The 12,417-nt window shown below is 68.3% G+C and carries 12 protein-coding genes; 7 read left to right on the forward strand and 5 right to left on the reverse strand.

From position 1 onward, the window contains the following. The first annotated feature begins 115 nt into the window (after nt 1-115). From V5F84_RS00770 to V5F84_RS00800, 7 genes are all read left to right on the forward strand, one after another. A complete protein-coding gene (locus V5F84_RS00770; protein WP_394043113.1) occupies nt 116-787 on the forward strand; it encodes a hypothetical protein in 672 nt (223 codons plus the stop codon). Next, nucleotides 784-2,775, forward strand: a complete 1,992-nt coding sequence (locus V5F84_RS00775) for an MFS transporter (protein ID WP_394043114.1) — start codon at nt 784-786, stop codon at nt 2,773-2,775. The genes V5F84_RS00770 and V5F84_RS00775 overlap by 4 nt, the downstream gene beginning before the upstream one ends. Then, nucleotides 2,775-3,785 (forward strand): ABC transporter substrate-binding protein, encoded by a 1,011-nt coding sequence (locus V5F84_RS00780; protein ID WP_394043115.1) that lies wholly within the window; start codon nt 2,775-2,777, stop codon nt 3,783-3,785. The genes V5F84_RS00775 and V5F84_RS00780 overlap by 1 nt, the downstream gene beginning before the upstream one ends. Beyond that, nucleotides 3,782-4,465: a hypothetical protein gene (locus V5F84_RS00785; protein ID WP_394043116.1), complete on the forward strand. Its 684-nt coding sequence runs from the start codon at nt 3,782-3,784 to the stop codon at nt 4,463-4,465. The genes V5F84_RS00780 and V5F84_RS00785 overlap by 4 nt, the downstream gene beginning before the upstream one ends. 79 nt (nt 4,466-4,544) lie before the next feature. Continuing rightward, a complete protein-coding gene (locus V5F84_RS00790) occupies nt 4,545-4,997 on the forward strand; it encodes an ATP-binding protein (protein WP_394043117.1) in 453 nt (150 codons plus the stop codon). 29 nt (nt 4,998-5,026) lie between these two features. Then, the gene (locus tag V5F84_RS00795; RefSeq protein WP_394043118.1) at nt 5,027-6,661 is read left to right on the forward strand and encodes a Na/Pi symporter; all 1,635 of its coding nucleotides are present in this window, start codon (nt 5,027-5,029) and stop codon (nt 6,659-6,661) included. Then, nucleotides 6,651-6,953 (forward strand): STAS domain-containing protein, encoded by a 303-nt coding sequence (locus tag V5F84_RS00800; protein WP_394043119.1) that lies wholly within the window; start codon nt 6,651-6,653, stop codon nt 6,951-6,953. The genes V5F84_RS00795 and V5F84_RS00800 overlap by 11 nt, the downstream gene beginning before the upstream one ends. 283 nt (nt 6,954-7,236) lie before the next feature. On the opposite strand, the gene V5F84_RS00805 is transcribed toward V5F84_RS00800, so the two are convergent. The 5 genes from V5F84_RS00805 to V5F84_RS00825 all read right to left on the reverse strand — a co-directional run bounded on the left by V5F84_RS00805 (nt 7,237) and on the right by V5F84_RS00825 (nt 12,281). Continuing rightward, nucleotides 7,237-7,749, reverse strand: a complete 513-nt coding sequence (locus tag V5F84_RS00805; RefSeq protein WP_394043120.1) for a TIGR00645 family protein — start codon at nt 7,747-7,749, stop codon at nt 7,237-7,239. A gap of 108 nt (nt 7,750-7,857) precedes the next feature. Further along, nucleotides 7,858-8,736: an NAD(P)-dependent oxidoreductase gene (locus V5F84_RS00810; RefSeq protein ID WP_394043121.1), complete on the reverse strand. Its 879-nt coding sequence runs from the start codon at nt 8,734-8,736 to the stop codon at nt 7,858-7,860. 4 nt (nt 8,737-8,740) lie between these two features. Then, nucleotides 8,741-9,622, reverse strand: a complete 882-nt coding sequence (locus V5F84_RS00815) for a carbohydrate ABC transporter permease (protein WP_394043122.1) — start codon at nt 9,620-9,622, stop codon at nt 8,741-8,743. A gap of 175 nt (nt 9,623-9,797) precedes the next feature. Then, nucleotides 9,798-10,745: a carbohydrate ABC transporter permease gene (locus V5F84_RS00820; protein WP_394043123.1), complete on the reverse strand. Its 948-nt coding sequence runs from the start codon at nt 10,743-10,745 to the stop codon at nt 9,798-9,800. 219 nt (nt 10,746-10,964) lie between these two features. Continuing rightward, nucleotides 10,965-12,281: an ABC transporter substrate-binding protein gene (locus V5F84_RS00825; protein WP_394043124.1), complete on the reverse strand. Its 1,317-nt coding sequence runs from the start codon at nt 12,279-12,281 to the stop codon at nt 10,965-10,967. Nucleotides 12,282-12,417: the final 136 nt, after the last annotated feature.

Consider the following 12,417-nt stretch of genomic DNA (forward strand, 5'->3'; position numbering starts at 1 on the left):
CGGCCGCTTCAAACCAGACCTAAACTGCATCGGCGCTCAAAAAGCTTTGCGGCGAAGCCTCTTCCCTTCACCCGCCTGCCCTGACAGAGTGCAAGCGCTTCGCGGGATTGTACAAATGATCCGAACCACCCTGGGCCTTATCGCACTGTTCGCGATGATCGCCGCGGCCTGCGTCGCGTTCGGCGCGTATTTCTCCTACGTCACTCTGCAAAACGCGCATAGAAGCGCCATCGAGGCGCGATTCAGCATCACGGCGGAACGCATCGCCACCACCGCCCAGTTCGCCGCCAGCCTCGGCATCGCCTTGCCGGCGCAGGCCACCTTGTCCGAGCTGGTGGCCCGCGAAGCCCGGCTCGACGCGGCGGTGGAATCGATCGACATCCTGGACGAGCGCGGCACGGTGCTGTTCAGCAGCATGGCCGCGCGCGTGGGCGCCCCGGCCGGCGCCCTGCCCCACGCGGTGGGCCGGCGCATCGAGAACGACCTTGCCGCCACCATCGGGCGGGTGGTGGTGCGCTATGATCCCGCATCCATGGAGGCCGGGGCGCAAGCGCTCGCGGACGATCTTCGCACCATCGCCATTCCCACCCTGATCGGCGCCGCCCTCGCCACCATCGCCATCGGCATCCTGCTCGCGGCGGACCTGAAGCGCGCGGCGCGGCGCGCCGCCGAGCCGGAAAAATGGCCCCCCGCCGCCCGCTCCGCCCTGGCGGCCGCCCAGGCCGCGCACGCCAGCGTCATCGAGACCGGCGACGGCGGCACACCCCCGGAGGCCGCGCGCTCATGATCGGCTTGCGTGCAGGCATCTCGCTCGCCATCGCGGTGATTCTCTGCGCCGCCCTGGCGGTGATCGGCTGGGCCGCCGGGCGGGCCGCGGAGCGCACCATCGTGCCGGCCATTTCCGCCAAGGCGGAATCGGTGGGCCGCTCGGCCGCGGCGCTGGTGGAAAATGCCGTGCAGGCGGGCATTCCGCTCGACCAGCTGGTGGGCGTGGGCGCCTATTTCGACGAGTTGCGGGCGACCAATGCGGAACTGGCGCAGATCCGCATGATGACCACCTTCGGCGCCGTGCTCACCCAATCGGGGGCGCCCAAGCTGCCGGCCGATACGCCCATCGTCTATTCCGCCGTGACCGCGCGCAGCGGGGCGCCGCTCGCCACCATCGCCATCGCCATCGACACCAGCGTCATCTCCGCCCAGGTGAGCGCCGTGCTGATCGACGTGGCCTTCATCGGCATCGTGTCGCTGCTGGTGGCGCTCGAACTGGTGGCGCTGGTGGTCGGCACCAGCGGCGTCGAGGCGCTCGCCGCCCTGGAGGCGCGCATCCGGGCGCTCGCCGGCGGACGCCTCTCCCAGCATGCGGGCGCGGATGCCGCGAAGCTGCCGCTGATCGCCCCCATCGATGCCCGCGTGGAGCAGGTGAACGCGGTCCACCGCCAGGTGCGCGCCACCGCCGAGGAGAAGGGCGACGCGCGCGCCCTCGCGGCCCTCGCCGAGGTGGAGACCCGCACCGGCCTCGGCTCCGTGCATCCGGGCGAGAACCATGCCGCGACCATCGTGCGGCCGGCGCTGTTCCTGTTCATGGTGGCGGAGGAGCTCACCCGCCCGTTCCTGCCGCGCCTGGTGCAGGGCCTGGTGCCGCCGACGCTGCCGTTCAGCCTCGACTTCGCCATGAGCCTGCCGATCGTCGTGTTCATGGCCGGCGTCGCGCTGTGCCAATTGCCGTTCGCCGTCGCCTCCGAGCGCATGGGGCGGCGCTCCTCCTTCATGCTGGGCGCGCTGATCGCGGCGGTCGGCTATTGCGCCTCCGGCCTCACCGGCGACTATTGGCTGTTCCTTTGCACCCGCTTCCTGTCCGCCGTCGGCTATGCGCTGGTGTTCGTCTCCGCGCAGGGGCACGTGATCGATCATTCGCGGCCGAGCGAGCGCACGGCGGGCCTCGCCGTGTTCGTCAAGGCGATCATGGTGGCCGGCCTGTGCGGCCCGCCCATCGGCGGCGTGATCGCCGACCGGCTGGGCGGGCAGGCTGCCTTCCTGGTCTCGGCCGGCCTCGCGGTGATCGCCCTGGCCGTCGCCTTCCTCTCCCTGCCGCGCTCCGAGCCGCGCCGCACCAGCGCCGGGGTGGGCGTGGCGGACCTGGCCGCCGCGCTCAGGGCGCCCCGCCTCGCGGCCCTGCTGTTCGGCTGCGCGCTGCCGGCGAAATTCCTGCTGGTGGCGGTGTGCTTCTATCTCGTGCCGGTGGAATTGCAGCGCGAGGGCTATAGCGCCGCCGCAGTCGGCCGGCTCCAGATGATCTATCCCATCCTGATGGTGGTGGCGGTGCCGGTGTTCGCCTCCCTGGCGGAGCGGATGAACGCGCGCTCCGGCTTTGTGATCGCCGGCGGGCTGGTGGCCGGCGGCGGCGCGCTGCTGCTGACCCTCGGCACCTCGCCGGTGCTGATCGCGCTGGTGCTGGCGCTGCTGGGCATCGGGCAATCCATGTCCATCGCGCCGCAATCCGCCCTGGTGGCCGACAGCGCCCGCCATGTGCCCGGCGGCAGCTCCGCCGGCGTGCTCGGCCTGTTCCGCCTGATCGAGCGCTCGGGCAATGCGGCCGGGCCGGCGGCGGCCGGCCTGCTGCTCGCCGCCATCGGATTTGCGGCGGCCACCGCCTCCATCGGCATAATGGTGGTGGCGGGAGCCCTCGCCTTCGCGCTATCTGGTCGCAACGCATCCGCCACCCCGACCGAGGTCGCCCACGGGCCCGAGGTCTCACCGGAAGGAACCCCACTGTGATGGATCGGCGCTCCGTTCTCTCCCTGGGCCTGGGTGCCGGCGCACTCGGCGTCATGGGCGCGCCCGCGCCCGGCCTCGCGCAGGACCGCCCGTTCCGCATCCTGATGCTGACCTTCCGCGGCGAAACCGACGTGGAACGGGGCTTCCGCTATTTCTTCGACGCCGCCGGCGTGAAGGCCGAGTTCCTTACCCGCGACGTGGAGCGCGACGCCACCCGGGCGAAGCCGATCCTCGCGGAGGTGCTGCCCACGTTCAAGCCGGACCTGATCTACACCTACGGCACGCCCAACACGCTGGCGGTCGCCGGCCCCTATGACGCACCGGCGGACGCGCCGTTCGTGCGCGACATTCCGGTGGTGTTCGCCCTCGTGGCGGCGCCGGTTCAGGTGAAGATCGCGCCCTCGGTCACCTCCTCCGGCCGCAATGTCACCGGCGCCGTCCACGTGGTGCCGACCGACGTGCAGATGCGCGCGATGCAGACCTACAAATCCTTCTCCAAGGTGGGCGTGATCTATTCGCCGAACGAGAATAATTCGCTCGTCATCGTGCGGGAGATGAAGGCGTTCTGCGACAGCATCGGCGCAACCCTCGTCACCCAGCCCCTGACCATGCACGGCACCCGCCCCACGGGCGAGGGCGTGGAACAATTCGTGCGCAACATGCGCGCCCAGGGGGTGGACTGGCTCTATCTGCCGCCCGACACCTTCCTCGCCACCATCTTCAACCGGATCGCCCCGGTGGCCATCGACGTGGGCCTGCCAACGTTCGGCTCCACGGAATTCTTCCTGCGCGAGGGCGAGGGGCTTGTCGGGCTGGTCAGCCGGTATTATTCGGTGGGCCAGCTGGCGGCCTCCAAGGCCGTCGAGATCCTGGTGCAGAAGAAGGCGCCGAAGGATATTCCGATCGAAACGTTGAAGCGCTTCGCCCTGATCATCAACATGAATGTGGCGAAGAAGCTCGGCGTGTTCCCACCCATCGTCATGCTGAACTATGCGGAAGTGCTGACATGATGGCCGGTGCGTCGGCAGTGGTGCCCCTGGACGACAGCTTCACCTGGCGCGAGCTGGGGCCGGGGGATCTCGACGAGTTGGAGATGCTGCATCGCCTGGCCGTGGGGCCGGTGGTGCGGCCGGATATCGTCAAGCCGGAATCCCGGTCCTATTTCGCCAGCATCCTCAACGGCCGCGGCCGGGTGATCGGCGCCTTCGACGGCCGGCTGATCGCCTATGGCATCCTCCAGCACGATCATTCCCCGGCGGACGATCCGCGGCGCGAGCTGGGCCTGGAGCCGGGGGCCCCGGTGGGCCGGCTCGCCGGCGCCTCGGTGGCGCCCGCCTTCCGGGGGCGCGGCCTCCAGCGCCTCACCATCAGCGCGCGCGTCGCCATGGCGCCGCCCGGCATGGCGCTGTTCTCCACCGCCGCGCCGGTCAACACGCCGAGCTGGGCGAGCCTGCTGGCGGAAGGCTTCCCCATCCATGGCATCGTCCAGCGCTACGGCGGCTATCTGCGCTACATGATGGTCCGCGACGGCGCGACCTACGACCCGGCGCACGCGATGACGGTGGACCCGCTGAACCTGCCCCTTCAGCACGAATTATTCGAGAAGGGGTGGCGCGGCTTTGCCCGCTCGCGCCTGGCCACGGGCGCGCCCGCCGTCCTGTTCGCCCCGCCGCAGCCGAGAATCGCGTGATGTCCCGGTGCGCAATGTTCTGGCCCGCTCAGCTGGCGCCCCCCGCCCCCCCTTTCCGGGAGCCGCCTGCCGGCAAGCCATGAGCACGTCCCTCACCCCCCAGGCGCCGATTCGCGCATCGCTCACCATCGATGCGACCATCGATGCGATCGCCGACGCCACGGAGTGGCTCGGGACCCTCGCGGAGGCCGAGGACTGGCCGGTCGCGCTGAAGTTCGGCCTCGAGCTGAGCGTCGAGGAAGCGCTGGCCAATGTGGTTTCCTATGCGTTCGAAGGCATCGATGCCCCGCCGATGATCCGCCTGGACCTGCTGGAGCTGGGCGGCGACCGCATCGGCGTGCGAATCGTCGATAACGGCATTCCCTTCGATCCCACCAATGTGACCGAACCCGAAGTGCCGGAGAGCGTCGAAGATGCCAAGATCGGCGGGCACGGCGTACAATTGATGCGGCACTTCCTGGAAAGCCTCACCTACCAGCGCCAGGGCGAGGAGAACCATCTCACCCTGGTGACCAAGCCGAAGACGACCTGATCCATGCCTGAATCTCGATTGGTCTCCCCATGCTGATCCTGGCCGGGCTTCTCGCGGGGCTGGGGCTGCTGTTCATCGGCCTGAAGCTGATGAGCGTCCACCTGCAGCAGGCCATGGGCCGGCGCGTGCGCACCATGCTCAAGGCGGCGACGCGCTCCTCCTTCTCCGGCTTCTTCTGCGGCGCCTTCGCGGGCGCGGCGGCGCAATCCAGCAACGCGGTCACGCTGATCGCCGGCAATCTGGTGCGCGGCGGCGTGTTCACCACGCGCGACGCGATTCCCGTGGTGGCGGGCGCGAACGTCGGCACCTCCGCCTTGGTGTTCATCGCCTCCATCGACATGCGCCTGGCGGTGCTGCTGCTCATCGCGCTGGTGGGCATGACCTACCAGCTGCGCCTGGACCGGCGGCCGAACTGGCGCGACTGGATGGGCGTGACGCTCGGCCTCGCGCTGCTGTTCCTGGGGCTGGACTTCATCAAGTCGGCGCCGAAGGGCATCGACATCACCCAGGCGGCCGAGGCGCTCTCCAACGGCATGACGCCGCTGCTGGGCTTGGCGATCGGCTTCGTCGCGGCGGTGATCACCCAATCCGCCTCCACCGCCACCATCCTCGCGGTGGCCGCCACCAAGGCGCGGCTGCTCGGGCTGGAGGACGCCTTCTATCTGATCCTCGGCGCCAATTTCGGCTCGGGCATCGCCACCCTGGTGTCGGCCGGAGGGCTCGCGGGAATCGGGAAGCAATTGTGCTTCGTCCACATCCTGGTGAAGGGCGTGGGCTGCGTGATCGTGTTCGCCGTCTGGCAGGGCGCCAAGCTCGCGGGCTGGGACAGTGCGGCACTTCTCTCCAACCTCGGCGGCGGCGAGCCGACCCTGTCCATCTCTCTGCTGTTCCTCGCGCTTCAGCTGACCGGCGGCCTCGTCGTCACCGGATTGCGCGGGCTGACGGAGAAGATCTCTGTGGCGCTGAGCCCGGCCTCGGTGGAGGATCAAGTCTCGCGCCCGCGCTTCATCCATGACGCGGCCATGGGCGATCCCTCCACCGCGCTCGATCTCGCCAGCCGGGAGACCGACCGTCTGGTGAGCCTGCTGCCGGACCTGCTGCCCGATCTCGACCAGAGTTCCACCGGCGCCGCCAAGCAGCGGAACGTGCTCTGGCACGGTTCGAGCGCCATCGTGACGACCACCGCCCAATTCGTGGTGCGGGTGATCGAGCGGCGCGTCGGCCGGGAGGACCTGGACCTCGCGCTGCACCTCCAGGAGCAGCTCGACCTCGTCAAATTCCTCCAGGACACGCTGCACGATTTCTCGCAGGTGGTGGAGGAGTTCAAGGACGTGCCGCCGCTCGCCTTCAATCTCTCCGAAGCGCTGCGCACCATCGTGCTCTCGCTTGTGGACGCGCGCAGCGGCACGAAGGAGGATTTCGACATCCTCATCGCCCTGACCTCCGATCGCAGCGATCTGCTGGATCGCATCCGCCGCGCGCTCGCCGGCTCCGCGCTCAATTCCGGGGACGAGGCCCGCAAGCTGCTGCTCGCCACCAGCATGTTCGAGCGCGCCGTATGGCTGGTGCGGCGGCTCGCGGTGGCGTTGCGCCCGGATGCGAATGACGATAAGCCGGCAGTTGCACGCAACAAGGCGAACCTGGAAGAGGCTCATGCAGATTGAGCGCGAACAAGCCGGCGAAGACGTTCTCCTGAAGGTGGCCGGCCGTCTCGACACCCCGAACGCCAAGCCGTTCGAAGCCAGCCTGCTGGAAGTGGTCGGCACCACCAGCGGCGGCATCGTGGTGGACCTTGCGGGCGTGGTCTATGTCTCGTCCTCGGGCCTGCGCGCCCTGCTGGTGGCGGGCAAGGCGATGCGCACCGCCAAGCGCAAGCTGTCGCTTCGCTCGCTTCAGCCGCAGATCCGCGAAGTGTTCGACATCTCCGGCTTCTCGACCCTGTTCGAGATCAGCTGACCCGCCGGCGGCCCCTCGCCGCCGCACGGCCCCCAGCCTTCCGCCCCTCGCGGCGCCGGGGGCGCGGCCTGCGCAGCCGCGCATTGTAGCCGGCTCAGAAGCGGGCTCAGAGTTTTTAGCCGGCTCAGGCTTGGGCAGACCTGACGGGCGCGCCCTCGGCGAGCCCGGATTTGGCGAGCGCGGCCTTGCCCCGTGCGGGCCTGCCCGTCGCAGGCGCGGCGCGCGCAGCCTTGGTGCGCGTCGCCTTTGGCGCGCGCAGCCTTTGCCGGGGACCCGGCCGCCCTCAGTGCGACGGCTCGGCGTCGTGGTTGCTGAGCCGGTCGGACAAGGCGAGCACCAGGCTCGAGATCACGAACACCGCATGGATGATGACCAGCCACATCAGCCAGGTCGGGTCGGCATTCTTGTCCAGGTTCATGAACGCCTTCAGCAAAGCGATGGCGGAAATCGCGACGATCGAGGCCAGCAGCTTCTGCTTCAGCCCGCTGAAATCCACCCGCGTCATCCATTCCGGCCAGTCGGGATGGCCGTTGGGGTCGATCTTCGAGACGAAATTCTCATAGCCCGAGAAGATCACGATCAGCACCAGATTGCCGGTGAAGGTGAGGTCCACCAGGGTCAGGATGCCGAGGATGGTGTCGGATTCCGTGGCCTCCATGGCGTGCATCACGAAATGCAGCAGCTCGTGGCCGAACTTGAACAGCAGCACCAGCAGCGCGATCACGAGGCCGATGTAGAACGGCGCCATCAGCCAGCGGCTGCGAAAGAGAATGCCCTCGATGCCCCGTTCCAGCATGGCCGCCCTCGTTCGTCTGTGCGTCGCAGCATGCCTCGCATGCAACGGCGCCGAGGGCAAGCCTGCCGGAGGGCGCCGCCCTGACGCAGCGACAGGCCGCCGCCGCGCTCAGCCGCGGCGGGACGAAAGCGCGCGATAGGCCTCGATCACCTGGCTGTCGTCGGCCCGGCCGAGGCCCTGGGCGGAGGCGGCGAGGAACATCTGCTGGGCCAGCGCGGCGAGCGGCGTCGGCGCCTTCGCGCCCCGACCGGCCTCCAGCACGATGCCGAGATCCTTCACGAAGATGTCCACGGCGCTCGTGACCTTGCCGTCGTCGGCCGCCATGCGCGGACCGCGATTGTTGAGCATCCAGCTCGCCGCCGCGCTCTCGCCGAAGATCTCCAGCAATTGCGGCAGGTGCAGCCCCGCCCGCTCGGCCAGCGAGAGCGCCTCGGCGGCGGTGGCGATATGCACGCCGCACAGGAGCTGGTTGATGGTCTTCACCATCGCCCCCTGCCCCGGCGCGTCGCCCACCCGGAACAGCCGGCTGCCCATGGTGCGCAGCACGCCTTCGGTGCGGGCATAGAGCGGGTCGGAGGCGCTGGCCATGACGGTGAGGGCCGCGTTCTGCGCGCCGACGACGCCGCCGGAAACCGGCGCGTCCACAAGGCCGCGCTGCGACAAAGCGAGGCGCGCCGCCATGGCTTCCACGCGCGGCGGGGAACAGGTGGAGCACAGGATCACCGCCCCGTCCGCCGCCAGCGCGTCCGCCGCGCCGGCCTCGAACAGCACCTGCTCGGCCTGGTCGGCATTCACCACCATGAGCACCAGCAGGTCGGCGCCCTGCGCCGCATCGGCCGGGGATGAGGCCGCGCGGCCGCCGGCATCGGCAAAGGTGGCAAGCGCCGCCGCGTTGAGATCGAAGCCGGCCACCTCGTGCCCGGCCGCCACCAGATGCTGGGCCATGGGCAAGCCCATGGCGCCGAGCCCGACAAAACCGATCCGCATGATCCTATTCCTTCACCGCGCCGGTCATGGACGAGACGTAATAGTCCACGAAGAACGAATAGAGGATCACCACCGGCAGCGAGCCGATCAGCGCGCCGGCCATCAGCGCTCCCCATTCGTAGACGTCCGAGCGCACAAGCTCCGTCAGCACGCCCACCGGCACCGTCTTGTTCTCGGACGATTGGATGAAGGTGAGCGCATAGATGAATTCGTTCCACGACAAGGTGAAGGAGAAGATGCCCGCCGAGATCAGCCCCGGCACCGAGAGCGGCAGCAGCACCTTGGTGAGGATCTGCCAGCGCGAGGCGCCGTCCATCAGCGCGCATTCCTCCAGCTCGTAGGGGATGGAGCGGAAATAGCCCATCAGCAGCCAGGTGGAGAACGGGATCAGGAAGGTGGGATAGGTGAGGATCAGCGCCAGCTTGCTGTCATAGATGCCGAGGTGGAACACCATCAGCGCCAGCGGGATGAACAGGATCGACGGCGGCACCAGATAGGCCATGAAGATGCCGAGCCCGACCCAGCGCGAGCCGTGGAAGCGCATGCGCTCGATGGCATAGGCGGCGAACACCGAGGCCACCAGCGAGATCGCGGTCGCGCACACCGACACCAGGATCGTGTTCCAGAGCCAGCCGGGATAGGAGGTCTCGAACAGCAGGTATTTGATGTGTTCGAGCGTCGGCTCCCACACCCAGAGCGGGGAATAATTGGTGTAGTCGGTGAGCTGCCAGTTCGGCTTGATGGCGGTGAGCGCCATCCAATAGAACGGGAACAGCAGCACGAACACGAACACCAGCAACGGCAGAATCACCGTGATGAGGCGCTTCGGCAGGCTGTCGAGATAGCTCATGCCGGTGGAATTGTCGGTGACGCCCTGGTCGGTCATTGGGCTGTCCTTGAAACGTGAGGGGTCCGCAAAGCCCTCTCCCGCTGGCGGGGGAGGGTTGGGAGGGGGAATTCGCACGGGACGCCGTCGATGAGCCGGCCGGCGGCCGGCCCCCTCCCCGGCCCTCCGCCGCAGGCGGGAGAGCGGGTGCGCGGCGCTTGCTGGGAGGCGCCCATCAATCCCCCCCGCCCTGCTGCCACTTGCGGCGCTGCAATCCGAAGAAGCTGAACAGGATGGCCGAGAGCAGGAACGGGATCATCGCCACCGCGATCGCCGCGCCCTCGCCCAATTGCCCGCCGGGAATCGCCCGCTGGAAGGACAGCGTCGCCATCAGATGGGTCGCATTCAGCGGCCCGCCGCGGGTGAGCACATAGATCAGCTGGAAATCGGTGAAAGTGAACAGCACCGAGAAGGTCATCACCACGGCGATGATCGGCGAAAGCATGGGCAGCGTGATGTAGCGGAAGCGCTGCCAGCCGCTCGCCCCGTCCAGAGTCGCCGCCTCGTGCAAAGAGGCGGGAATGGTCTGCAGGCCGGCGAGCAGCGAGATCGCGACGAAGGGAATGCCGCGCCACACATTGGCGGCGATCACCGACATGCGGGCATTGGTGGAATCGCCGAGGAAATTGATGTTGGTGGAGATCAGCCCCAGCTTCATCAGCGCCCAGGAGATGACCGAGAACTGGGCATCGAAGATCCACCAGAAGGCGATCGCCGAAAGCACGGTCGGCACCACCCAGGGCAGCAGCACGATGGCGCGGAAGAAGCTCTTGAACGGCAGGTTCTCGTTCAAGAGCAGGGCCAGCCACAGGCCGAGCGCGAACTTCAGGATCGAGGCGCCGATGGTGTAGATCAGCGTATTGAACACCGCGAGCCAGAAGATGCTGTCGCCCCAGAGGGATTCGTAATTCTCCAGGCCGATGAACACGCCGTCCCGGCCGATGCGGGTATCGGTGAAGCCGAGCCACACGCCGAGGCCGAGCGGATAGGTGAGGAAGAAGATCAGGAACACCGCGGCCGGCAGCAGGAACACCAGGCCGAGCACATGCCGGCCCTGCCCGATGCCGGCCCACCAGGTCCGCAGATTGAAACCGGGCGCTGCGCGCGCCGTTACCTCAGACATGAACTCGCTCTCCCTGAACCCGCTGATGCACCTGAGGCCTGTTTCGGAACCGGCGGCCCCGCGGGCCCGCCGTCGCCCGCAAGGGATGCCGTCGCCCGCCGCGGCACCGCCGCGCCGGACCGGCCGGATCGGTCCTGCCGGCGGCGCGGCGCCGGCAGGACGCATTGACGGGCGGATCCCCCGTTGCGGATCACCCGTGGCAGATGCCCGCGCGGGAGATCACCGGCGATAGATGCGGTTGGCGCGGGTTTCCGCGCGCTTGGCCGCTTCTTCCGGGGTGCGCTGGCCAGTGGCGGCTTCCGCCACCATGTCGACCACGATCCAGTCCGCCATGGCGGCCGCCGACTGGGAGCCGAGCGGACCGGAATAGCCGTTCGGGCGCAGCAGCTCGGAGGCCTTGGCATAGGGCGCGTGGTTGGGATCGGAGGTCCACACCGGATTGCTCGCGAACGCCTTGAGCGTCTGGCAGCAATAAGCGCTGGCGCCCTGGATCCAGGCGTTCATCTGCGGCGCGTCGAACATGAACGCCATGTAGGCCTGCGCCGCCTGAGGGAACTTGGAATATTTGAAGATGCAGGCCGAGGTGGTCTGCGCCAGTTCCGCGACGCCGGTCGGGCCGACCGGCATGTTGGTGGTCTTGATGTCCGCGGCCATGTCGGCGAGCTTGGGATCGTTCTTCGCCGCGTAATAGAGCGACACGCCATTGGCGGTCACCGAAATCTCGCCCGCGAGGAACGCGCGGTTGTTGTTGACGTCCAGCCAGCTTTCGGTGCCGGGAATGAAGGTCTTGTAGAGCTCGGCCGCATATTTCAGGGCGGCGACCGTCTCCGGGCTGTTGATCACGACCTTGCCCTGCTCGTCCACCATCTTGCCGCCGTGGCTCCACAGCACCCAATGGCAGTAATTGTTGCCGTCGCCGACCCCATGGCCGAGCGTGAAGCCCATGGGGTGGTTCTTCGCCTTCAGGGCCTTGGCGAGTTCGAGGAAGCCCTTGGTGTCATTCGGGAAGGTGGAGAAGCCGGCGTCCTTCACCCAGCTGTCGCGATAGCACACCGCATTGCCGATGGTGGCGAGCGGCAGGGCGATGAACTTGCCGTCCGCCTTCGCATAGGCCTCGTTGCCGGGATACCAGCCGCCGAACTTCGCGCCGAGCGCATTGGCGAGCGGCGTCACGTCCAGCAGCTTGTCGGGATATTGCTGCGCATCGTCGAACCAGACCCAGACGATGTCGGGGCCGGAGCCCACGTTGGCCGCCACCGCCGCCTTGGGCCGGATGTCTTCCCAGCTCTCCTTGTCGATGCGCACCTCGATGCCGGTGGCCTCGGTGAACTTCTTGGTGTTGGCGAGCCAGGCATCCTCCTCGCCCTTCACGAACGGCGACCAGCGCAGCACGCGCAGGGAGGCGCCCGGCTCGGGCTTGAACTGGGGCATGGCGGCGCCCTGCGCGAAGGCGGGCATCGCGCCGAGGCCCGGCAGGGCCGCGGCGCCCGCAAGACCGGCGCCGCCGAGCAACAGGTTACGTCTGGAAATGGTCATGGCGTTCCTCCATGGTGACTTATTTGGCGTTGTCACGTCCTGCCGGCCGCCTGGGTATTGGCCCTCTGGGTGTTGGCCCTGCGGTCTTTCGGCAGAATTCAGTTTGGCACGTCGCGGCTTCCGGCGCGCGCCTTTC

The organism is Roseixanthobacter liquoris, from assembly GCF_043195135.2.
Lineage (GTDB): Bacteria > Pseudomonadota > Alphaproteobacteria > Rhizobiales > Xanthobacteraceae > NCEH01.